Genomic DNA, 23,266 nt, shown 5'->3' on the forward strand with positions numbered 1-23,266 from the left:
ACGCTCACCACGCCGCCGGAGATGTGCCCAGCGGTCCGGCGGGCCGCTCCCAGCGCATGGGCGCGCCGGCGATCGCCAGCGGCGGCGGCAGGCGGCGCGCCGGCCCCCAGCCGGTCTGCTCGTCGGAGCCGGCGGCGAAGTCGGCGGGCGCCATGGCCGGCATCGGCTCGGCGTCCGGGGCGGCGGGAAGCGCGGCCAGCAGTTCCGCCACCCGCGCCAGCGACGTGCGCCAGATCGAGCCCTTCCCAGTCCGGCGGCGCAGCGTGAGGCCGCGCACGGCGCAGGCGGCCAGCAGGTAGCCGGCGCCATGGTCGAGCGCCTGCACCGGCAGCGGCGTCGGTTTCTCCGCCTGCCGGACGCGCATGCCCTCCGCGGCGATGCCGGCGCTCATCTGCACCAGGCTGTCGAAGCCGCGCCGTGTCGCCCACGGGCCGGTCCAGCCGTAGGCATCGAGCGACACGTCGACCAGGCCGGGCCGGATGCGCTGACGCTCCTCCGGTCCGAAGCCCAGCCGGGCAAGGGCGTCGGAGCGGTAGCCGTGGACGAGCACGTCGGCGTCGCGCAGCAGCCCGGAGAGGACGCTGCGACCTTCGGGGCTGGCGAGGTCGAGGCGCGCGCAGCGCTTGCCCAGCGTCACGTCCGGCAACACGCCGGGCTCGTCCCACCAGGGCGGATCGATGCGCAGCACGTCGGCGCCGAAGCCGGCGAGCGAGCGTGTGGAGACCGGGCCGGCCAGCACGCGGGTGAGATCGAGCACGCGGATGCCCGAAAGCGGACGGCCCGCCACCGGCCCCGCGGCGTGCCCGGGCCCCTCGGTGCCTGCCTCGCGCCAGACGAGCGGCTCGGCCGCGACCGCCGCGCCCTGGGGATGGGCGAGCCAGTCCGCGCGGGTCCGCATGGCGGCCGCGCAGCCGCCGGCGGCGACCACGGCCTGCTCCAGCGCGGTGATCTCCCAGCCCGCGACCGCGCGTGCGACCTCGTCGCGGTCGGCGCCGACACCCAGTACCGACAGGGCGGCGTCCCGATGGTGGGGCGCGTTGGTGTGCAGGCGGATCCAGCCGTCGGCGCCGCGATAGTCGCCCGCCACCGCGTCCCAGGACGACGGGCGCTCCCAGCCCACGGGCTGGATCGACGTCGCGAACCAGAGGGACGCCAGGCGGCGGTCGACCGTCACCGCCGGCGGCGCGCCCGCCTCGTCCGTCATGAATTCGGACAGGGCCGCCCCCAGTGCCCCCACCGTCGCCGACGCCAGATCGCTGACGGCGAAGACGGACGGCAGATCCCCGGTACCGGCCTCGCCGACGTGCGGCAGGCGATCTCCGTCGCGCGCCAGCGCGGACCAGATGAGCGGCAGACCCGTGGGCGTTCGCCGATCGGTCATCCTCGCGTCTCCCTTGCGTTTCGCCCGCCTGACCGACCGCGATTCCGCCGGGCAAGGCCTGGTGCAGACTCCTGCTTTAGCGACATTCGACGCCGCCCGCGACGTTCCGGGCTTTCATGAGCCGCCGGTGTAAAGCTATCTTCAACCCGAGACGGTTGAGTTCGATCGTCTCCCACATGCCTTGGGTGCGGGGAGCGCGCCCCGGGTTTCTCCGCCACAGAACCGCCGAGCAGGAAAGCCATTCGCCGAACACCAATACCGAGGGACCGAACATGTTCTGTGCCTGCGTCACGTTCGAAGTCGCACCCGAGCACCACGATCCGTTCGTCGAGCGCGTCCGCGCCTTTGCCAAGGACAGCCGGAAGGAAGCGGGGTGCAACAGGTTCGATGTCTGGTGCGAGCACGGCCAGCCGGGGGCGGTCTTCCTCTACGAGACCTACAAGAGCCGCGAGGACTTCGACGCGCACCTCGCATCCGACCACTTCAAGTCATTCGACAAGGACGTGGCGCCCTATCGGCGCAAGATCACCATCGTGACCTGGGACACCCGGATCTGACAGTTGCGCCACCCGCGCGGGCTGGCCTCCATGCCCGCGATCAGGCCGAGCGGCATTTCCCTCACGACCACCCTTGAGCCGAAGCACCGGTCCGTTGCATGACGTAGCCATGGATTCCCGTCCCGGGACAGCAAGGGAACCGGCCGGGCACCCGAACGCGACGCACGAGAGAATTTCTGCCATGTATGGCCCGCCGACGGCGGGCGAGCCGGTCGCAGCGGCCGCCAGGGCCGCTTCCGATCGAGCCGGACGGCCGAGCGACAGAAAGCGGCCGAGGAACAGGGGGCACCAAGGATGCGGGCAACCGCGGGCAACGAACCGGAGGACGCCGGAAATATGACGCCGCACCCTCAGGACGAGGCGGTTCGCTTCACCGACATCGCCATCGAATTCGATGTGGCGGGCGGCAAGGTCTTCCGCGCGGTGGAGAACGTCGACCTGACCGTCGGGGCGGGCGAGTTCGTGGCGATCGTCGGCCCGACGGGCTGTGGAAAGTCGACGCTCCTCAACGCCGCCGCCGGCCTGCTCAATCCCGCGAACGGCACCGTCGAGATCTTCGGCTCGCACATCCCCGGGCTCAACGAGAAGGCCGGATACCTCTTCCAGCAGGACGCTTTGATGCCCTGGAAGACGGCGATCGAGAACGTCGCCATCGGGCTGGAGATCAACGGCGTGCGCCGCGCCGACGCCCGCGCCCAGGCGCTGGCCTGGCTCAAGCGCGTCGGGCTGGAATCCTTCGCGGAGCGCTATCCGCACATGCTCTCCGGTGGCCAGCGCAAGCGCGTCGCCCTGGCGCAGGTGCTGATCCGCGATCCCGAAATCATCCTGATGGACGAGCCGTTCGGACCGCTGGACGCGCAGACCCGGCTGATCATGGGCGACCTGTTGCTTCGGCTCTGGTCGGAAAACCGCAAGGCCGTGCTGTTCGTCACCCACGATCTGGAGGAGGCCATCTCGCTGTCCGACCGGGTCGTCATCATGTCGACCGGCCCCGCCGCGCGCATCATCGGCGACTTTCCGATCACGCTCGAGCGGCCGCGCGACATCGGCGAGATCAAGCTCGAGCCCGAGTTCCAGGCCCTGCATCGCGACATCTGGCACTTGCTGAAGAAGGAAGTGCTGAAGGCCTATCCCGGCATGTCCGTGGGAGACAGCGAATGAACCGCACCCTTCTCGTCACGCTCCAGATCGGGGTGGCGGTGATCACGATCGCCGCCTGGTACGTGGTGTCGAGCACCGACCTCGTCGGCGACCCCTCGCAGACCGCCTTCTTCTTCTCCACGCCCATCGACGTGGCCCGGCAGATCTGGGACTGGTTCGCCGCCGGCACCATCTGGTACCACCTCTGGATCACGCTCCTGGAAGCCGCCCTCGCCTTCGTCATCGGCGCGGTCGCGGCGATCATCATCGGCTTCTGGTTCGCCCGCCAGCCGCGCCTGGCCGCCGTGTTCGACCCTTATGTGAAGGGCGCCAACGCCCTGCCCCGCGTCGTGCTGGCGCCGATCTTCACGCTGTGGTTCGGCCTCGGAATCTGGTCGAAGGTGGCACTCGGATTCACGCTGGTGTTCTTCATCGTCTTCTTCAACGTCTACCAGGGCGTGAAGGAGGTGGACCGCACGGTGCTGTCGAACGCCCGCATGCTGGGCATGAACGAGCGCCAGCTCCTGCGCCACGTCTACATGCCGTCGGCGATGTCCTGGGTGTTCTCGTCGCTGCACACCTCGATCGGGTTCGCGGTGGTGGGCGCGGTCGTCGGCGAGTATCTCGGGTCGGCCGCCGGCCTCGGCTACCTGATCCAGCAGGCCGAAGGCATGTTCGACGTGGCCGGCGTGTTCGCGGGCATGTTCGTGCTCGCGGCATTCGTGCTGGTCATCGACTTCGGTGTCACCCTGGTCGAGCGCCGACTGCTCGTCTGGCGGCCCGAGCCGGGCCAGACCCACCGGTAGAATGGGTGGATTTCCCGTCGTCCGATCCTAAAGTCGACCGGACGACATCGTGTTCAAAGGGAGGAATCAACGTGAAAACAATCGGAAAATTGATCGCCGTGGCGGCTGCCGTGGTGACGATGGGTGGCGCCGCCGCCGCCCAGTCGAAGGTGACGCTCGCCATCGGTGGCGCCGGCTGCCTGTGCTACCTGCCGACCGTGCTGACCAAGCAGCTCGGCAATTTCGAGAAGGCCGGCCTCGACGTCGAGCTGGTCAACTTCAAGGGCGGGTCGCAGGCGCTGAAGGCCGTCATCGGCGGCAGCGCCGACGTGGTGTCGGGCTACTTCGACCACACCGTCGCGCTTGCCGCCAAGGGCCAGCAGCTCAAGGCGATCGTCGTCTATGACCGCTACCCGGGCCTGGTCATCGTCGTGTCCCCGAACCAGACCGGCAAGATCAACTCCGTCGCCGACCTGAAGGGCAAGACGGTGGGCATCAGCGCGCCGGGTTCGTCGACCGACTACTTCCTGAAGTACGAGCTCCAGCAGGCCGGCCTCGAGCGCGACGACGCCGCCGTAATCGGCGTGGGCCTCGGCGGCACGGCGATTGCCGCCATGGAGCAGGGCCAGATCGACGCCGCCGTGATGCTGGATCCGGCCGTCACCCTGCTGCAGACCAAGTACCCGGACCTGAAGATCCTCACCGACACGCGGACCGAGAAGGACACGCGCGCCGTGTTCGGCGGCGACTATCCGGGCGGTGCGATCTACACCAAGGCCACCTGGATCGAGGAGCATCCGGAGGAATCCCAGGCGCTGGCGAATGCCGTCGTGGCCACGCTGAAGTGGATCCACAGCCATTCGCCGGAAGAGATCATGGAGAAGATGCCGGAGGAAATGGTCGGCAACGACAAGGAAGGCTACCTCGCGGCCCTGAAGAACACGCTGCCGATGTTCTCCGAGACCGGCATGATGGACCCGAAGGGCGCCGAAGCGGTGCTGAAGGTGTTCAGCGCCGGCGATCCGGCGGTCGCCGCCGCCAACATCGAGATCACCGACACCTACACGAACGAGTTCGTGGAAAAGGCCAACGCGCAGTAGCAGCCGCCCGGCTGCTCACCGCGCAAACGAAAGGGGGCCCGATGGGCCCCCTTTTTTTGTCAGTCCGGTACGGAGCTCCTGCCCGGCCGCACGGGCGGCCGACGACGGTCCTCAGACGTTGATCTCGCCCTCTTCCATGCCGTTCCAGTAGTGGATCCGGCTGGCGTGGACCTTGATCAGCACGATCCCCGGCGTGTCGACGCCATTCGGGAACCACTCGTCGAGATCCTTGGTCCAGTGGTCCTTGAACGCGGCGCGGTCGCGGATCAGTTCGGCCTTGCCCTCGATGGAGATGAACACGCGGCCCCGGCTCAGGATCCCCTTGGATCCGACATAGGAGAGGCCGACGTCCGGCGTGCGCTCGATGTCCTCGATCGTCCGGGTCCGCTGGGAGGTGAAGAAGTAGCTGTCGCCGTCGTACTCCACGTCGCGGTTGTTGCTCATCGGGCGCGCGGCGATGGCGCCGTTCTGGGTGCGCGTCGACAGCATCGCGATGTCGATGTCGCGCATTTCCTTCGCCACGTCCGCAAGCGTCATTTCCGTCATGTCGGTCTCCTCATCCTCGCAATGCCACCCGTTCCAGCGGCTTGGCTGAGGTATGGGAAGCGCCGAAACGGTCAGGAGTTCCGGAGACGCGAAAGAATGGCTTGAAGGCCCGACGCGGCGCGACGGCGCCGCCGTGCCGTCGCGCCCCTTGCGCCCGCACGGGCTCAGATGCCCGCCGTCCGCAGCAGAGCCGACGCGCCGAGGCCGATCAGCCCGACGCCGATCGCCCGCGACACCAGGCTGCCCGGGCCGGCGACCTTTTCCAGGAGCACGACGCCGGTGAGCCCGACGATCCAGGCGGTGTTCATGACCCCGACGGCGAACAGCACCGCCATCATCGCCCAGCAACAGCCCACGCAGTAGGTCCCGTGGCTCAGCCCCATGCGCAGCGCGCCCGGCGTGCCGGGGCGCCAACGGGTCATCAGGAAGCTCAGCGGCGACCGGCAGAGCCGCAGGCACGCCATTTTCAGCGGCGTGAACTGGTAGAGCCCCGCCCCGACCAGGATGGCCCCCGATACCGGCGCCGCCGCCTCCATCACCATCGGCGACATCAGCGCGAGCGACGTGAGGACCGCCTGGAGGCCGGCGGCCGCGAGGCTGAAGCCGGACCAGACGACCACGTATCCGAGCGCGAAGGCCGCGACGGGCATCCAGCCGCGGCCGGCGGCCCGGTCGCTCGCCTGCATCCGTGCATAGGCCAGGATCATCGGGCCCGCCGTCGGCAGCATCATCGCCGCCATCATGACCGCCCACATGACGAACAGCCCGACGACGATGCCGGCGGTGATGGCGCGCGGTGCCATCATCATCGACGACATGCCCGGGATCGCGGACATGTCGCCGATCATCTGGGCGAGCCAGACCCAGGAGAGAACCGCGGCCGCCACCGGAATGGCCAGCAGCACCGCGAGCCGCCGCGGCGCCACGCGCGCCGCCGCGAGGGGAGCCGCGGCGCCCATCAGACCCGATCCGAGTAGGAGAACGGGGAGAACACGCCGGTCCGGTCCGTGAGCGACCAGGTCATGCCGTGATCGGAGTAGTTCAGGTGGCTGCTCTTCGCGATCGTGCCCGGAAAGCCCGGCGCGATGCACAGCGGATGCCCCTGGACGGTGACGGGCGCATCGCCCTGGCCGAGGAAGGGCTCGATCGCCACGTCGGCGATGTCGGGGATCTTCAGGCTGTGGCGCCCGCCCTCGATGGTGAACTCGATCGGCACCTGGCGCACGCCGGCGATCTTGCCGATGTGGGTGGCGAGCCGCGCCGGATGCCCGCCCGCCTGACCGCCGAAGATCTGCATGAGCGCCGCGTTCTGGGCCTCGCTGGCGCGGTCGTCGACATAGACGGCCACGGTCCACTGCGTCGTCGGCATCGGGCCTTCGGAGTGGACGGCCAGGGCGACGTTGAGGCCGGCCAGCGAGAGACCGTCGAGTTCGCCCTTATCGATGTGCCAGCCGACGAGGGCCGTGCAATCGTCCTGCGTCGGCGGACTGAGAAACAGACAGGGGCAGGCGGTATCGCAGTTGCAGCTTTCAAAATAGGTGCCGTCGAGGGACCAGGACATCAGCATTCTCCTTGTGGTTGAGCTGAAATTGTCCCTCACGATACTTGGTGGTCGACATCGTCGCTTGCCGAGGTCATCCTGAATTCCTTCGGAACGCATGGTTTTTGTGTCACGAGCGGATTGGAGGAGCGATGATCTACACATTCGGCCCCTTCGCTGTGGATGCCGATCTCTTCGAACTGCGCCGCGACGGAGAGGTGCTGCCGGTCGAGCCGCTCGTGTTCAATCTGCTGCTGTTCCTGGTGGAGAACCGCGACCGGATCGTCAGCCGGGACGATCTCGTCGAGGCCATCTGGCAGGGCCGCGCCGTCGCCGACACCACGATCAGCAGCCGGATTTTCGCGCTGCGCACCGTGCTGGGCGACAGCAAGGCAGAGCAGACCTGCGTCCGCACCATCCCGAGGCGCGGCATCCGGTTCGTGGCCGAGGTGGACTGCGCCGGAAGCCGCCCCGTTTCAGAACCGCCGGCGGCCGACGTCCCGCGTCCGGCGCTCCCGCCCGCCCGCCCGGATGCGGCGCAGATCCCCACCCTGCTGGTGCTGCCGTTCAAACCCGCCAGCGCCGAGACCGACAAGTATATCTGCGACGGCATGACCGAGGACGTGATCGGCAACCTCACCCTGTTTCGGGAATTGCGGGTGTTTGCCGGGGGCACCGCCTTCCAGTTCCGCTCCAGCGACATGTCCCCGCTCGACATCGCCCGGCACCTGGGCGCGCGGTTCATCGTCTCCGGCAGCGTCCGCAACGAGGAAAGGCGGCTGCGCATCATGGTGCAGCTCGTCGACGCCGAAACGGGGGTGATGCTGTGGGCGGGGCGCTACGATCGCCAGGTCACAGACATCTTCGCCGTCCAGGACGAGATGACCCGCATGGTGGCGGCCGCCCTGGGCATCCAGATCCAGGACACCGGGCTGACGCGGGCGCTGATGAAGAAGCCGCCCGAGTTCGACGCCTACGACTGCCTGTTGCGGGCCCGGCGCTACACCAGCAGCCTCGACGACGCCCGGCACGCCGAAGCCAGGGACCTGCTGGAGCGCGCCGTCGCGCTGGATCCGACCTATGCGGAGGCGCACGCCCTGCTGGCCAACGTCTACCTGGCGGAATACCGCTTCGGCGCCAATCCGCGCCCCGACCCGCTGGACCGGGCGCTGGCGAGCGCCCGACGGGCGACGGAGCTGGATCCGCAGAGCGCCTATGCCCGCTGCTGGCTCGCGATCACGCACTTCTTCCGCAAGGAGAACGACACGTTCGAGACGGAAATGCAGCGGGCGCTGGACCTCAACCCGAACGACCCGGAGATCCTGGCCGAAGCCGGGCATTACCTCACCTTCGCCGGGGACTACGCGCGCGGTGTGGCGTATTCAGACCGGGCCCGGCTGCTGAACCCGATGCATCCCGGCTGGTACCACTTCGCCAACGCCCGGTATCACTACGACCAGCGCGACTACGAGGCGGTGCTGATCGACGTCGCGCGCATAGGAATGCCCGGCTTCTACTGGAGCCACATCCTGAGCGCGGCGGCGCTGGGCCAGCTCGGGCGCGCCGAGGCCGCCGCGTCGCTGGCGCGCATCGAGTCGCTGCGGGAAGGCCTCTCGCCGGTGGACGAGATGCTGAAATGGAATGCACATGGCGACGACCTCGCCCATCTGATCGAGGGATTGCGCAAGGCCGGCCTCAAGGCGTGACCGCCCGGGCCCGGGACCGGGACCGCTGACACGCTAGTCGATGATGACCGCCCTGCCCTCGGCCTGCAGGTCGTTCCTGCACATGATGGTGAGGCCGGCCACGCAAGGCTACCCGCGCCGATCATATATGTAAGCCTTACAAGACATCGACAGCTCGTGCCGGTCATTCCGGTGCGGGCGATGTCGGCAGATGGGGGCAGCGGGCCGCCGATGCCGGCCCCGCCTGCCTCCCGTCGCGACGGAGATCAGCGACGCCCGAGAACGTCCTTGCGTCACGCGCGCGATTTCTGTCCCTCGAAGACGCGAAAGGTCAGCCTGCGCAGCATCGCCAGTTCGAGATCGTCGAGGCTCGAGAAGGCTTCCTCTTCGATGACGTCCACCATCGCGTCGCACTCCTCGACCACCGCACTGCCCTTGGGCGTCAGATCGATGCAGCGAATCCGGGCGTTCGTGGGGGCCGGGTGGCGCTCCAGAAGCCCCCTGCGCTCCAGCGTCAGGATTGTGCCGTTCATCGTTTGCGGCGTCACGTAGAAGCGGCGCGACAGCTCGGCCGACGACATGGATCCGTTCGACTGCACCATCGACAGGATCGAATAATGGAGCCCCGTGAGCTTCAGCCGGCGGAGTTCCTGTTCGATTCTGGACCGGATGGCGTGCGCCGTGATGTACAACAGGAAGACGCTTCTCGGACGGAGGTTGCGGCGGTCGAGAAACGACAGGTTGTCGATTGACATTATAAGGATTCCTGTTATCCAACGGATGACAAATGTAAGGGAATCTGATACATGACGAGCGTAGATAGCAACTCCAAAGATGTCGCCTTCGGCGAGAATGCCCTCCTGGAAATCGTCGACGGCATCGCGTGGGTTACGCTCAATCGCCCCGACAAGCGCAACGCCATCAGCCCCGGCATCGTCCGGGAGATGAATGCCATCCTCGACGAGGTCGAGAGCAACGACGAAGCCAAGGTGATGGTGATCACCGGAGCGGGCGACGCGTTCTCGGCCGGCCAGGATCTCAAGGAATATTTCCGCATCCCCGACACGTGGCCGGCGATCGAGCGGGAGCGGCTCTACCGCGCCAACTCCCAGTGGCAGTGGCGGCGGATGATGTACTTCCCCAAGCCGACCATCGCGATGGTCAACGGCTGGTGCTTCGGCGGCGCCTTCCAGTTCATGATCGCCTGCGATCTCGCGCTGGCGTCCGAGGATGCCACCTTCGGCCTCTCGGAGATCAACTGGGGGATCATTCCGGCCGGCATCGTCACCAAGTCGGTCTCCATGGTGATGAACCAGCGCGACTGCCTCTACTACATCATGACGGGCGACACGTTCGACGGCACCAAGGCCGCCGAGATGGGCCTGGTCAACTTCGCCGTGCCGAAGGACGACCTGCGCGCCCGCACGATCGCCCTCGCCGAGAAGCTGAAGGAGAAGAACCCGGTCGTCCTTCGCGCCGCCAAGTCCGCCTATCACCACGTCCGCACCATGAACTGGGATACCGCGAACGAGTACCTGATGGCCAAGCACGGGCAGACCGCGGCCATCGACCCGGAACGCGGGGCGGAAAAGGGCATGAGCCAGTTCCTCGACGAAAAGAGCTATCGCCCCGGCCTCGGCGCCTATCGCAGGGAGGACTGATCGGGATGGTCGCCACCTCTCTCCCGGCCGGCGGGGTCGCACGGCTTCTCAACCCGTCTTCGGTCGCGATCGTCGGCGCGTCGCCGAAGCCGTTTTCCCTCGGCGGGAACGTGCTGCAGAACTTCCTGAGCTTCGGGTTCACCGGTGACATCCACCTGGTGAACCCCTCGCACAGCGAGATCTCTGGCATTCCCTGCGTGGCGACCATCGACGAGCTTCCGGAGAACATCGACCTCGTGGCGCTCATCGTGCCCGCGGTCCATGTCCCGGAGGCGATCGAGGCCTGCGCCCGCCGCAAGGTGGGTTCGGTCATCCTGTTCTCGGCCGGCTTCGCGGAGACCGGCGAAGAAGGCAGCGCCGCGCAGGACCGGATCGCCAGGGTTGCCCGCGAGGCGGGCATCGCCATGCTCGGGCCCAACTGCATGGGCTTCGCGAACTTCCTGCGCAACACCCCCGGCACCTTCGAGCCGCTGGCATACACCCCGGCCACCGGTCCCGGTGCCGCGGTGATCACGCAGAGCGGCGCGATGATGGGCAATCTGCGGATCGCCCTGCTGTCGCGCGGGGTGCCCGTCAGCTACGCCGTATCGACCGGCAACGAGGCGGTGACCACCGTCGAAGAGGTCATCGCCCACCTGGTGGAGGATCCCCAGGTCTCGCAGCTGGCCGTGTTCGTGGAGCAGCTGAAGAAGCCGGACCTGTTCCTGAAATCCGCGCTGCGCGCCCGCGAGCTCGGCAAGCCGCTCATCCTGACGCATCCCGGGCGCAGCGAGCGCTCGCGCGAAGCCGCCAAGTCCCACACTGGGGCGATTGCCGGCGATCACGCGGTGATGGAGCTGTTCGTCCGCAAGGCCGGGGTGATCCTGGCCGAGGGGTTCGACGAGCTCTTCGACATCGCGACGATCTGCAACCGCTACCCGTCCGCCGCGGTCTCCAACGTGGCGCTGATGACAAACTCGGGCGCGGTGCGCGGCTTCACCCTCGATTTCTGCGATGCGCTCGGGCTGCCGATCGCCCCGCTGCAGCCCGCGACCATCGACGCCCTGACGGCCATCCTCCCGAGCTTCGCCACCGTCGACAATCCGCTCGACATCACCGCCCAGGGCATGAAGGAGCCGAACCTGTTCGGCGACACCACGGAACGGCTGCTGGCCGATCCGGGCGTCGACGCCGTCGTCGTCGCCGTGATGGGCGGATCGACCGCGCAGATCATGAACAAGTGGCGGTCCCTCCGGCCGCGCTTCGAGACGGCGGAGAAACCGGCGGTCTATGTGGTGCTCGGCGACGAACATCCGATGCCGCAGGAATTCCTCGACGAGCTGGCGGACAGCCGGACGCCCTTCTTCCGCTCCCCCGAGCGCGCCCTGCGTGCCTTCGCGCGGATGGCGCAGACGCAGGCGGTCTCGCAGACCGAGCTCGTCATCACCCCGCCGAGCGAACCGCGCCCCACCCGCACGCTGTCGGAAGCCAGGGGCAAGGCGCTACTTCGGGACGCGGGCTGCGACATCGCCGATTTCGTGCTCGCGACGGACATCGAGGCCGGACTGCGCGCCGCCCAGGACGTCGGCTACCCGGTGGTGCTCAAGGCGCAGGCCGATCTCCTCGCTCACAAGAGCGACGTCGGCGGCGTGAAGATCGGCATCGACGGGCCGGAGACATTCGCCCAGTCCTGGGACGAGATGCAGTCGGCGCTGGCCAGGAACGCACCGGATCTGACCCTCGACGGGCTGCTCGTCGAGCCGCAGGCCGCGCGGCCGGACGCCGAGCTGATCATCGCCACACGACGCGACCCGCAGTGGGGGATCGTCCACGTGGTCGGCATGGGCGGCGTCTGGGCGGAAACGCTGAAGGACGTCCGGCTGATCGCCGGCAACGCGACGCCCGCCGAGATCGAGGCGGAGATCCGCAGGCTGCGGTCGGCGCCGATGCTCGTGGGCGGCCGCAACCTGCCGCCGCTCGACGTCGCCGGCGCGGCGGCGTTCGTGGCCAGGCTGGGCGCCCTGCTGCACGACCGCACCGACATCGTCGAGATCGAGGTGAACCCGCTCGCGCTCTATCGCGACCGGATCGCGATCCTCGATGTCCTGGTGAGCGTGGAAGCATAGTCGACGGCGCACGGTGCGTTTCGAGAGGGACGCACCGGCGACCGACCTCATGAAGACCCGTTCGGGCCTTCAGGCAAATGGCAGTGAAAGGCAGGGATCGATGTTCGAGCGCGACAACCGGGGAACAGCGCATGACATGCGGTCGTTTCTGTCTGCGGCGCACGCCGCGGGCCTGCTCGACATCGTCGATGGCCCCGTCGACCTCGCCGACATAGCCCAACATCTCGACGGCGCCGAGCGCGCCGTCTACTTCAGCAAGGTCGGACCCGAGGGCGCGAAGCTCGTGGGCAACGTCGCGGGTAGCCGCGACCTGCTTGCCCTTGCTTTCGACACGACCGGCGACGGACTTCTCGGGGAAGTCAATGCGCGGCTCGCGAACCCGAAGGCGACGCGCGAGGTCGGCACCGCCGAGGCGCCGGTTCAGGACGTCGTTCTGACCGGCGACGATGCCGACTTCAGCCGGCTGCCGATCCACCTGCAGCACGGCTTGGACGGCGGCAACTACGTCTCCGCCTCCACCGACATCGTGATGGACCAGAGCACCGGCATGACCAATGTCGGCATGCGGCGGCTGATGGTCCGCGGCCGCAGAGAGGCCGGCGTGGATCTCATCGCGCCGAGCGACCTCAGGGCGATCTACGAGAAATGCGTCGAGCGCGGCGAGCATCTGCCCGTCGCTTTCGTCATCGGCTCGCACCCGGTCGATCACGTCGCCGCCACCATGCGCATCCCCGTGGACGAGGTCGGGCTGATGGCCTCGCTGCGCGGCGAGGACATGCCGGTGGTCAAGTGCCAGACCAACGACCTGATGGTTCCCGCCGACGCGGAGTGCATCCTGGAGGGGTACTTCGACAGCGCCGGCTACGTTGCGCCCGAAGGGCCGTACGGCGAGTTCATGGGCTACTACGGCGGCGTGAAGATCAATCCGATCTTCCGCCTGACCGCGATCACCCATCGCCGCGATCCGATTTTCCAGACCTCCACGATTTCCGGCGCGCACCTGGGCCGCACCGACGCCTCGCAACTGATGTCGCTGCGGACCGAAGTGACCGTGTGGCGCGCGCTGGAAACCGCCGTCCGCGAGCCGCTCAACGTTCACGCCACGACCTCGTCGGGCGGCGTGAGCAACGTCCGCATCTCCCTGCGCCAGCGTGTGCCGGGGGAGGCGCGGAACGCGATCTCGGCCGCCCTCGCCTCGCTCGCGAACATCAAGCATGCCTTCGTCTACGATCCGGACATCGACATCTTCTCCAGCGAGCAGTGCGACTGGGCGCTCGCCACGCGGTTCCAGGCGGACCGGGACTTCGTGGTGATGGAAGGCATGCGGACGATCCCGCTCGATCCGTCGCTCGTCGGCGCGCGCGTGGGAGCGAAGGCCGGATTCGACTGCACGATGCCGCGCTCGGTCGCGGCCTCGATGGAAGCCCAGATTCCCCGTCCCCCGGTCATCGAGGGGCGCCGCTTCGCCTCCGTGGAAGCCGCGCTCCAGGACGGTCCCAAGACGTTTGCCGAGCTGATGGCTGCGATCCAGACCCGGGACGGACGGGAGATCTACGCAGTCTTCGACAGCCTCCACGAAAGCGGCCGGCTTGGCCGCGACAAATCGGGTGCCTGGATCCTGACCGATTGAGGCATCCGCGCCTTCGGCACTGAGGCAAGTATCGGGTCGAAGGAGACCGACACCAAGAAGTCGGCACCAGACCACGAACGGGCGGCCGGACATCGACACCCCGCGCAGGGGGCAGGCCGCGGAAACCATGAGGGAGGACAGGATGACTGTGAACACATCGCACTGGACGCGCCGAGCCGGGCTCACCCTGCTGGCGGGAGCGGCACTCGGGATCGCGCTGGCATCGCCGGGCCTGGCGCAGGACGACTTCCCCAACCGGCCGATCTCGTTCATTTCGGCCTATCCGGCGGGCAGCGGCGCTGACGTCTTCGTCCGCTACTTCGCCAACGAGATCAGCGAACTCACCGGCAACACGGTGATCGTCGAGAACAAGCCCGGCGCCGCCGGCAACATCGCCTCCGAGTACGTCGCCCACGCGGCACCGGACGGCTACACCGTCTACGTTCACGGCGGCAGCGCGACGACGCTGAACTATCACCTCTGGAAAAAGCCGCCCGTCGACCCGCTCAAGGACTTCAGGGGCGTCGCCGGGGTGAACAAGCTCGCCTTCTACATCACGGTGGGTGCCGACTCCCCGTACAAGACGATCGAGGAGCTGAACGCCTACCTCAAGGAGGCCGGCGACGCGGCGACCTACGCGACGTCGAACACCTCCGGCCGCGTGCTCGGCGCGCAGTACGTCCAGGAACTCGGCGCGGATCCGGTCGAGGTCCGGTACGGCTCGACCGCCGAAATGCTTCCCGACCTGGTGTCGCTCGCGGTCGACTTCTCGGTGACCGATCCGGCAAACGCCCTGGCCGGCCAGAGGGACGGCCGCCTGCGGATCCTCGCGACCGGGGCGGGCGAGCGTCTCGACGTGGCGCCGGACGTTCCGACGCTGAAGGAAACCGGGCTCGACATCGATCAGCTCACCTGGTGGGCGGCCTGGGTTCCCGCCGGCACGCCCGATGCCGTGGTCGACAAGCTGAACCAGATGTTCACGCAGGTCAGCGAGCAGGCGAAGACCAAGCCCTTCCTTGCAAATGCCGGCGTCGACGTGTGGATCGCCACCCCCGAGCAGGTCGACGAAGCGCTCGTCAAGCTGATGGCGGAGTCGAAGAAACTGGTCGAGATCGCCAAGATTCCCCAGAACTGATCCGACCCGAAAGACCTTCCAACGTTACCCGGCCCCGCGCCGGGTAACGTCCATATTCGAGGGAGACGATGGGCGTTCTGAAGAACAAGATCGATGTGCTGGCGGGGCTACTCGTCATCGCGTTCGGCATCATCGCCGTCAGCGAGGCGTTGCAGTTCAACCTGGGCAGCGCGCGCCGCATGGGCCCGGGCTATTTCCCATTCTACATCGGCTGCTTTCTGATCATCGTCGGGGCCGGGCTTATCGTCGAGCAGTTCTGGAAAAAGGCGCCTGACGCCGACGCCGCTTCGCCGATGCCGCTGCGGACCATCCTGCTGATCATGGCGGCCGTCTGCAGCTTCGCCTTGACCATCGATCGCTTCGGCCTCGCCCCGGCCACCGCCATCAGCGTGTTTCTCGGCTCGCTCGCCGATCGCAACACGTCGATGCTCCAGAAGCTTGCGCTGACGCTCATCGTTCCCCTCGCCTGCGTGCTGATCTTCTGGCTTGGCCTCTCCATCCAGGTCGATGTTTTCCGGTGGCGGCCATGAGTGATTTGCTGACCAATCTGTCGATCGGGTTCAACGTCGCGTTTTCCCCGGCAGGCATCTGGTACTGCTTCATCGGGGTCGCACTGGGGACCTTCGTCGGGGTCCTGCCGGGGATCGGCGCCATGGCGGCCATCTCCCTGCTGCTGCCGATTACCTACGGCCTCGAGCCCGCCCATGCGCTGATCATGCTGGCCGGCATCTACTACGGCTCGAACTACGGCGGCGCGACAGCCGCCATTCTGCTCAATCTGCCGGGCACGCCGACGTCGGCCGTGACGTGCCTCGAAGGCTATCCCATGGCGCAGCAGGGCCGCGCGGGCGTTGCGCTGTTCATGACCGCGATCGCCTCGTTCGTCGGCAGCATCACCGGCATGCTGATCATGGGGATCTTCTCCCCGCCACTGGCGAAGCTGGCCCTGACGTTCAGCGCGCCGGAGTTCTTCTCCCTGATGGTGCTGGGCCTGGTGGCGGCCTCGATGCTGAGTGCCGGATCGCCGCTTCGGGGCGCGGCGATGATCGGCATCGGCCTGATCTTCGGCCTGGTCGGGCGCGACATCGATTCCGGCCTGATGCGGTTCAGTTTCAATATCGACGAGCTGTACGAGGGCCTTCCCATCGTGGCGATGGCACTCGGAATCTTCGGACTGCCGGAGATCATCCGCAACGCCGGTGTGATCAAGCCGCGCCCGATCAAGGCGTCGGACATCACCTTCCGCTCGATGTTGCCGACGCGCGAGGACTGGCGCCGGTCGCGTGGGCCGATGGTGCGGGGGACAAGCCTCGGGGCCTTCTTCGGGACGCTTCCCGGCACCGGAGGCCTGCTTGCCTCGTTCATGAGCTACGCCACGGAAAGGCGGATTTCCAAGCATCCCGAACAGTTCGGCAAGGGCGCGATCGAGGGGATCGCCGGCCCGGAATCGGCGAACAACGCCGGCGTTCAGACCGCCTTCATTCCCACCCTCACCCTGGGCATTCCCGGCGACGTCGTCATGGCCATCATGATCGGCGCCATGACGATCCACGGGATCCAGCCCGGCGCCTCGGTCATCACGTCGCATCCGGATCTGTTCTGGGGTCTCGTGGTGAGCTTCGCGCTCGGCAACGTCATGCTCCTCGTCCTCAATATCCCCTTCATCGGGTTCTGGGTGCGGATGCTGACGATTCCCTACTCCGTGCTCTACCCGTTCATCATCGCCTTCATCTGCATCGGCGTGTACAGCGTCAACAACAGCGTGATGGACCTCTACGTCCTGATCTTCTTCGGCGTCACGGGGGCCGTGCTGTCCTACCTCAGGTTCGAGGTCGCGCCGCTGGTCCTGGGGATGATCCTCGGACCGATGCTGGAGACGAACCTGCGCCGAGCCCTCACCCTCTACCGGGGCGACTACACGGTGTTCTTCAGCCGGCCGATCAGCGCGCTGTTCCTGACGGCGTCGCTGCTGATCATCGCGTGGACGGTGTACGCCTACATCCGGCGCCGATCGCGGGCCCGCGCGGCGGCCGAACGGGAGCTTTGAGGGGCGGCGGGCCCTCGCCCGCCGTCAGCTCCCCCGCGGTTCCCCACGCGTCAAGGCGCCAAGCCGATCCGGTGCGGTCCGGCCTCAATAGCGCACCCGCTTCCGCCTTGAAGGACGAACGTGCCCATGGTGGGCCCCGGCGGTCGGTCCGCCCATGAAAAAAGCCTTCTGAGCGGCTACCCGCTCAGAAGGCTTTGTCATTTCACGCCGAGGACCCGCAGCCCTGGCGGAAGCCAGTCGGGGTGCCGATCGGGCGAGAAATCGTGCCGCCCTCTCGCGCCGCGCCGGTCCGAGACCTCGGCTCAACGTCGTGGAAGCCGGATACGCCCCTCCAGGGAGCCGACAGCGCCCCTTCTAACGTCAGGCCGGGGACTTCGCCGCTTCGGATCGGACATCGGAGCCGTGCGCCGGCGGGATCAGCCAGCAGCACGCGATGGCGATCAGGGCCGTGGCGCCTGCCAGCCAGGACTCCGGTCCCATCCAGATCGGGCTCGACCCGGAAGCCAGCGCGAGCAGGACCAGGGCGAAGCCGAACCAGGCCTCCTTCCGGTTGCCCGGCTCCTGCAGCGCCACGAACCCCCGGGAGATGAGGAAGATCGCGGCGGTCGTGGTGGCGATCACCACGCCGATCGCCATCGGGGACCCGTCCAGCAGCAAGGCCGGGTCGTAGGCCCACACGAACGGCAGGAGCATCGAGATGGAGGCCAGCCGCATGCCGACCCACCCGGTGCGCCACATGCTCGCCTTGGCGAGGCCGGCGGCGACATAGCTCGACACGGCCACCGGCGGCGTCAGGAAGGACATCACCCCGAAGTAGAAGATGAAGAGGTGGGCGGCCATCTGGGTCATGCCCATCTTCGTCAGTGCCGGCGCCAGCACCGTCGCCAGGATGACGTAGATCGCGGTCGTCGGCATGCCCATGCCGAGGACGATGCAGAGGACGGCGGTGATCGCCAGCATCGGCAGCAGGCCCCAGGCAGCGCCCGCGTCGACCAGCACGAACGAAAGCGACTGGCCAAGGCCGGAGGCGTTCATGACGCCCACCACCACGCCGGCCGCCGCGCCGATCATGATGAGCGGGATCATCCCCTCGCCACCGCCGAAGATGAAGCGCGCCCACTCCGAGCGGGTCCGCATCTTGCGGCCGATAAGGGCAAACACGAGCAGGACGAGCGAGGCCGTGAGGGCCGCGAAAGCCGGCGTCGAACCGCGCCAGAACAGCATGTAGATGAGCACCGCCAGCGGCAGGAGGAAGACCCAGCCCTTGCGCAGCACCGCGCGGAAGCGCGGAAGCTGGGACTTCGGCACGCCTTCCAGCCCTTCGTGGACCGCGACGGCATCGACCTGCATGAACAGGCAGAGATAGTAGAAGAGCGCCGGCAGGGCCGCGGCGACGACCACGTCGAAATAGTCGATGCGCAGGAATTCGGCCATGAGGAAGGCCGTGGCGCCCATCACCGGCGGCGCGATCTGTCCGCCGGTTGAGGCGACGGCCTCGATCGCGGCCGCGTAGTGCGGCTTGAAGCCGGTCTTCTTCATCAGCGGAATGGTGACGACGCCGGTCGACATGATGTTGCCGACGGGCGAGGAACTGATCGACCCGAACAGGCTCGAGCCGACGACCGCCACCTTGGCCGGTCCGCCGCGCTTGTGGCCCATCACCGACATCGCGAGGTCGGTGAAGAAGTTCGTCGCCCCGCTGACCTCCATCAGTTTGCCGAAAACGATGAAGGCGAGCACCATGCCGGCGATGATGACCAGCACCATGCCGGGGATCGCATTGGTGTCGGCGTAGAGATACATGATGAAGTCGGCGGGGCGCTGATAGTGTGCCTGCAACGGCCCCGGAATGACGTGGCCGAACAGGCCGTAGAGGATCAGCACCCAGACCAGGATGGCGATCGGCAAACCGCTGGCCTTCCTGAGCGCCTCCATCATGAGAAGGATGGCGATCGTCGCCGGCACGAACTTGGCGGGCGTCGCGCCGTCGAAATCGACCAGCCAGTTCTGGAAGTTGAAGGCCATCCAGGCCCAGCACGCCATCGCGACAAAGCCCAGCAGGATGTCGATCACCCCTGCCCTGCTGCCATACGGCGTATGCAGGAAGGCCGCCGCGACGGCGACGCCGAGATAGATGCCGAGCCACTCGGCATCCATCAGCGACACATTGAGCACCGATAGGAGATCCGATGCCCAGACCACGCCTCCGATCAACAGGAAGCCGGTATAGACCCGCTGCAGAAACGTGGTCAGGACGATCATGGTCGTTCGAACTCTATGCGTGGATCAGGATGGCGATCGGGCTGAACTACTGCTTTGCGGTGCCGAGAAGCGCCGCCTGCCGTTCGGCGTGCTCCGGCGTCCAGAGCCCCACTTCCTCGAAGTAGCGCACGGCGCCCTCGTGGTAGGGATGGCCGAAGTTCACCGGCACGAGCTGGTCGGCCTTGATCGACCGTAGCGCCGGCACCTGCTCACCCATCTGCGTCCAGTTCGAATGAACCGCCTTGACGATCGCGTACACGTCGTCGTCGCTCAGGTTGCTGCTCGTATTGAGGAACACGCTGAAGCGGGCGACCCGCATCGGCTCCTTGACGCCGACGAAGGCCGGACCCGGCTTGATCTCCGCAACGTCGAAGCCGGGAAGATCGTTGATCGGCTTGTCGTTGTCGCCGAGCTTCAGAACGATCAGGCCGCCGGAGACCGAGGCATCGGCCTCGCGCAGGGCCGGGAAGCCGGTGATCGTGCCGGCGGCCATGGTCCGACCGTCGACGATGTCTCGCACAGCCTCGGGAATGCCGGTGACGACCTGCGCGTCGAGATCCTTCGGCGTCATGCCCGCCGTGCCGAGGATTGCGTTGTTCACCTTGTCGAACGAGGCGATCGCCCGGTATCCCATGACCACCGGCTTGCCCTTGAGTTCGGCGACGGTGGTGAGGCCCGAGCTCGCCTTGGCGTACATCCCGTAATACGCGTAGGTGAGCATGATCGCGCCGCGCAGATTGTCGAGCGGCTGCTTGTATTCATCCTGACCGGAGAAGGCGATCGCCGAATCGAGCCCCGAGTTGAGCCCGAGCTCCACGTCGCCGCGCTGCAACTTCGGCAGATAGACGGAGGTGCCGGCGAACGGCTGCGCGGCAGCGGGGACGCCCACCTCGTCCTTGACGACCTTCGCGACGGCGGTGCCGATCTGGTTGTAGAGGGTGCCCGTCGCGTTGGTGCCGATCGTGACCTGGGTCATCTCGGCAAAGGCCGGGCCGGCGGTCGCGGCCATCGCGGTCGCGGCGAACAGCCCGGCGGCCAGGCGGATGCGCCTCGTGTTAAGACGGCTCATATTCAGTCCTCCCTTTATGGATTCAACCATGGATATAGCCCTTCTTCGGGGCTTTACTTTGAATTACGCCAGGAATGCGCTGGCCTTTCGGTTACTTCATGATGTTACACGACCGCATTCAAGCATTGCGCATCCATTTCGTCTGCCACCCGCGGCGAAAGGCTGCGCGGGAGCATGCAGCGGAGCGGGTCAGGCGAAGGCGGCGTCGAGCGGCACCCGCGTCGCATCGTATTCGAACAGCCAGTCGTAGCGGCTGCGGACCTTCTCCGGCTGCCATTCGCTCTCGACATATTCGATCGCCCTAACCGGATCGGCCAGCGCGCTGTTGTGGAAGCGGTCGAGATTGGCGTTGGAGCCGTTGACGATCGCCGTCGTCCGCTCGATGCGGAGCGCCTGATAGGCCTGCAGCGCCAGGACGGGATCGTCCGGATTCGCTTCCAGGCAGCGCGCCAGCACGACGCCGTCCTCGATCGCCATGATCGCCCCCTGCGCCAGGAACGGCAGCGTCGGGTGGCACGCGTCGCCCAGAAGCGACACCCGCCCGATCGTCCAGTTGGGAAGCGGAGCGCGGCCCACCAGCGCCCATCGGAACGGCTGGTCGAGCGCCTCGACGGTCTCGCGCACCAGCGGATGCCAGGTGCTGAAGTCCGCCAGGCACTCCTCGACCGTCCCGACCGTCGACCAGCTCTCCTCCGTCCATTGACGGTTCTCCACGAGGCCGACGAAGTTCAGATAGGTGCCGCCGCAGATCGGATAGGTGATGACGTGGCCGCCGGGACCGACCCAGTTGGTGCCGACCGGCCGCTGCAGCTCCGCCGACAGCCGCTCGATCGGCGCCAGGCCCCGCCACGCCATAAGGCCGGTGAACGTCGCCTTGGGGCTGTCGAACATCTGCCCGCGCAGGGTCGAATGCACGCCGTCGGCGCCGATGAGCACATCGCCGCGCGCGGTGCCGCCATTGGCCAGCTGCAGCACCACCCCGGTGTCGTCCTGGGTGTAGCCGAGCGCACCGGAGTTGAGATGGATCGCGTCGGGCTTCAGCGCGCGCACCGCCTCGATCAGGACCGTGTGAAGCTGGCCCCGATGCACCATCCAGTACGGCGCCCCGAAGCGCTCGATGGAATCGGCACCAAGGTCGAACAGCTTCCAAGACTGGCCGGTGTTCCAGATGCGGACTTCCTTGCCGGCGGCCTCGCACACGATGGGGAGGAGCTTCTCCTCCAGGCCGAGCTCGATCAGAAGTCGCGATCCGTTCGCGGCCAGCTGAAGACCGGCTCCCAGCTCCGCCAGTTGCGGCGCCTGCTCGTAGACATCGACGTCGATGCCCTTCTGCAGCAAGGCCAGCGCAGCCACCAGGCCCCCGATACCGCCTCCCGCGATCAGCACATGAGGTTTCAAATCGGACGTCTCCCTCTGACCGTCCTTCGAGCACCGGACCGGTGGCGCGAAGCGTGATGACTTTCCGTCTTAGGGTTCAATATATAGAAATCTTATTCACCATGGTCAAACATCGATTTGTGCCGAAGGGCCCGTTCGGAGGCACCGCAGCTTGGCCCGGGATGGTGCAGGCAAACGACCATCTTCAGCAATATACAATCACCCAAACATATCCTAAATTCGAGAAGGAGGTGCCACGATGAACCATCCCCCTCTCGAGGTCTCCGCACTCGGCTACCTCGCCGTCGGTGCCGATCGCCTCGACGACTGGAGCGACTACGCCACGCGCCTTCTCGGGCTGCAGCTGGTCGACCGCTCGAGCGTGCAGACGTCGTTCCGCATGGACGATCGCAAGCAGCGACTGGTCGTCAGCCGCGAGGCGGACGAGGCGATCGCGTTCATCGGCTGGGAAGTTCCGGACTCCGGCGCCGTGGAACGGGTGGCACAACGGCTCGAGGCAGCCGGGGTTGCCGTCCACGCCGCTTCACGTGATCTCTGCGATCAGCGCTTCGTCGGACAGATGATCTGGTGCCGGGATCCGGAGGGCAACCGGCTGGAGTTCTTCTGCGACCCAGAGGTTGCCGATGAGCCGTTCCGTCCCGGCCGGGCCATCTCCGGCTTCCGGACCGGCGTCCACGGCATGGGGCACGTGGTCATGAAGACGCCGAACGTGGACACGCTGCTGCCGTTCTATCGGGATGTGCTGGGCTTCCGGGTCTCGGACTATGCGCTCACCCCGATCCCGCTCTATTTCTTCCACGTGAACGAGCGTCACCACAGCTTCGCGATGGTGGGGTCCGCGTCGCGCGGCCTGCATCACCTGATGGTCGAATACGGCGCTCTCGACGATGTCGGCCAAGGATACGACCTGGCCCTTCTCGAGGAGGGCCGCATCTCCCAGACCCTGGGGCGGCATACCAACGACTACATGACGTCGTTCTACACGCACACGCCGTCGGGCTTCTTCATCGAGTCCGGCCATGGCGGGAGGCTCATCGACCCGGAGACATGGACCCCGCACGAGACCGACTGCGGGCCGAGCTTCTGGGGCCATGAGCGGCTCTATCTTTCCGACGAGCAACGCGACGCATTCCGCGACATGCGGCTCGCCCTGGCCCGCAACGGCCAGCGCGCGCCGGACTGCCGGTGGCTCGAGGCGCTGCGCGGCTCTTCGCGCGGCTGAGTG

20 protein-coding genes are annotated in these 23,266 nt (G+C 67.1%); 12 read left to right on the plus strand and 8 right to left on the minus strand.

Going from position 1 to position 23,266, the window contains the following annotated elements:
- Positions 1–4 precede the first annotated feature (4 nt).
- Positions 5–1,381, minus strand: a complete 1,377-nt coding sequence (locus AB7M35_RS05805; protein ID WP_453957989.1) for a CoA transferase — start codon at positions 1,379–1,381, stop codon at positions 5–7.
- 272 nt (positions 1,382–1,653) lie between these two features.
- On the opposite strand from AB7M35_RS05805, the gene AB7M35_RS05810 reads away from it, so the two are divergent.
- From AB7M35_RS05810 to AB7M35_RS05825, 4 genes are all read left to right on the plus strand, one after another.
- Positions 1,654–1,938 (plus strand): putative quinol monooxygenase, encoded by a 285-nt coding sequence (locus AB7M35_RS05810; protein ID WP_453957990.1) that lies wholly within the window; start codon positions 1,654–1,656, stop codon positions 1,936–1,938.
- A 336-nt stretch (positions 1,939–2,274) separates the two neighbouring features.
- A complete protein-coding gene (locus AB7M35_RS05815) occupies positions 2,275–3,099 on the plus strand; it encodes an ABC transporter ATP-binding protein (protein WP_453957992.1) in 825 nt (274 codons plus the stop codon).
- Entirely contained in the window at positions 3,096–3,884 is a 789-nt protein-coding gene (locus AB7M35_RS05820; RefSeq protein WP_453957994.1) for an ABC transporter permease, read from the plus strand. Before AB7M35_RS05815 ends, AB7M35_RS05820 begins: the two co-directional genes overlap by 4 nt.
- 119 nt (positions 3,885–4,003) lie before the next feature.
- Positions 4,004–4,963: an ABC transporter substrate-binding protein gene (locus AB7M35_RS05825; protein ID WP_453960625.1), complete on the plus strand. Its 960-nt coding sequence runs from the start codon at positions 4,004–4,006 to the stop codon at positions 4,961–4,963.
- A 111-nt stretch (positions 4,964–5,074) separates the two neighbouring features.
- Here AB7M35_RS05825 and AB7M35_RS05830 read toward each other — a convergent pair whose 3' ends face one another.
- The 3 genes from AB7M35_RS05830 to AB7M35_RS05840 all read right to left on the minus strand — a co-directional run bounded on the left by AB7M35_RS05830 (position 5,075) and on the right by AB7M35_RS05840 (position 7,070).
- On the minus strand, positions 5,075–5,509 hold the full coding sequence (locus AB7M35_RS05830; protein ID WP_453957996.1) for a pyridoxamine 5'-phosphate oxidase family protein: 435 nt from the start codon (positions 5,507–5,509) through the stop codon (positions 5,075–5,077).
- 164 nt (positions 5,510–5,673) lie between these two features.
- A complete protein-coding gene (locus AB7M35_RS05835) occupies positions 5,674–6,468 on the minus strand; it encodes a DUF2182 domain-containing protein (protein WP_453957997.1) in 795 nt (264 codons plus the stop codon).
- Positions 6,468–7,070 carry a DUF1326 domain-containing protein gene (locus tag AB7M35_RS05840; RefSeq protein WP_453957999.1) on the minus strand — a complete coding sequence of 201 codons (603 nt, stop codon included), beginning with the start codon at positions 7,068–7,070 and terminating at the stop codon, positions 6,468–6,470. The genes AB7M35_RS05835 and AB7M35_RS05840 overlap by 1 nt, the downstream gene beginning before the upstream one ends.
- Before the next feature lie 131 nt (positions 7,071–7,201).
- Between AB7M35_RS05840 and AB7M35_RS05845 the strand changes: the two genes are divergently transcribed.
- Entirely contained in the window at positions 7,202–8,755 is a 1,554-nt protein-coding gene (locus tag AB7M35_RS05845) for a winged helix-turn-helix domain-containing tetratricopeptide repeat protein (RefSeq protein ID WP_453958000.1), read from the plus strand.
- A 272-nt stretch (positions 8,756–9,027) separates the two neighbouring features.
- Here the strand turns inward: AB7M35_RS05845 and AB7M35_RS05850 are convergent, their stop codons facing one another.
- Positions 9,028–9,489, minus strand: coding sequence for a MarR family winged helix-turn-helix transcriptional regulator (locus tag AB7M35_RS05850; RefSeq protein ID WP_453958001.1), 462 nt, complete (start codon positions 9,487–9,489; stop codon positions 9,028–9,030).
- Positions 9,490–9,540: 51 nt separating this feature from the next.
- On the opposite strand from AB7M35_RS05850, the gene AB7M35_RS05855 reads away from it, so the two are divergent.
- The 6 genes from AB7M35_RS05855 to AB7M35_RS05880 all read left to right on the plus strand — a co-directional run bounded on the left by AB7M35_RS05855 (position 9,541) and on the right by AB7M35_RS05880 (position 17,312).
- A complete protein-coding gene (locus AB7M35_RS05855; protein ID WP_453958002.1) occupies positions 9,541–10,395 on the plus strand; it encodes a p-hydroxycinnamoyl CoA hydratase/lyase in 855 nt (284 codons plus the stop codon).
- Between the two features lie 5 nt (positions 10,396–10,400).
- Entirely contained in the window at positions 10,401–12,500 is a 2,100-nt protein-coding gene (locus AB7M35_RS05860; protein WP_453958004.1) for an acetate--CoA ligase family protein, read from the plus strand.
- Positions 12,501–12,636: 136 nt separating this feature from the next.
- Positions 12,637–14,130, plus strand: coding sequence for a UbiD family decarboxylase (locus tag AB7M35_RS05865; protein ID WP_453958006.1), 1,494 nt, complete (start codon positions 12,637–12,639; stop codon positions 14,128–14,130).
- A gap of 142 nt (positions 14,131–14,272) precedes the next feature.
- The gene (locus AB7M35_RS05870; RefSeq protein WP_453958008.1) at positions 14,273–15,265 is read left to right on the plus strand and encodes a Bug family tripartite tricarboxylate transporter substrate binding protein; all 993 of its coding nucleotides are present in this window, start codon (positions 14,273–14,275) and stop codon (positions 15,263–15,265) included.
- Positions 15,266–15,333: 68 nt separating this feature from the next.
- Positions 15,334–15,795 (plus strand): tripartite tricarboxylate transporter TctB family protein, encoded by a 462-nt coding sequence (locus tag AB7M35_RS05875; RefSeq protein ID WP_453958010.1) that lies wholly within the window; start codon positions 15,334–15,336, stop codon positions 15,793–15,795.
- The gene (locus tag AB7M35_RS05880; protein WP_453958011.1) at positions 15,792–17,312 is read left to right on the plus strand and encodes a tripartite tricarboxylate transporter permease; all 1,521 of its coding nucleotides are present in this window, start codon (positions 15,792–15,794) and stop codon (positions 17,310–17,312) included. Before AB7M35_RS05875 ends, AB7M35_RS05880 begins: the two co-directional genes overlap by 4 nt.
- A gap of 360 nt (positions 17,313–17,672) precedes the next feature.
- On the opposite strand, the gene AB7M35_RS05885 is transcribed toward AB7M35_RS05880, so the two are convergent.
- From AB7M35_RS05885 to AB7M35_RS05895, 3 genes are all read right to left on the minus strand, one after another.
- Positions 17,673–19,574 (minus strand): TRAP transporter permease, encoded by a 1,902-nt coding sequence (locus AB7M35_RS05885; protein WP_453958013.1) that lies wholly within the window; start codon positions 19,572–19,574, stop codon positions 17,673–17,675.
- 46 nt (positions 19,575–19,620) lie between these two features.
- A complete protein-coding gene (locus AB7M35_RS05890; protein WP_453958015.1) occupies positions 19,621–20,643 on the minus strand; it encodes a TAXI family TRAP transporter solute-binding subunit in 1,023 nt (340 codons plus the stop codon).
- Positions 20,644–20,832: 189 nt separating this feature from the next.
- Positions 20,833–22,041, minus strand: a complete 1,209-nt coding sequence (locus AB7M35_RS05895; RefSeq protein WP_453958016.1) for an FAD-dependent monooxygenase — start codon at positions 22,039–22,041, stop codon at positions 20,833–20,835.
- A gap of 238 nt (positions 22,042–22,279) precedes the next feature.
- Here AB7M35_RS05895 and AB7M35_RS05900 point away from each other — a divergent pair, with 238 nt between their 5' ends.
- Positions 22,280–23,263 carry a VOC family protein gene (locus AB7M35_RS05900; RefSeq protein WP_453958017.1) on the plus strand — a complete coding sequence of 328 codons (984 nt, stop codon included), beginning with the start codon at positions 22,280–22,282 and terminating at the stop codon, positions 23,261–23,263.
- Positions 23,264–23,266: the final 3 nt, after the last annotated feature.

Source organism: Amorphus suaedae, assembly GCF_053629675.1.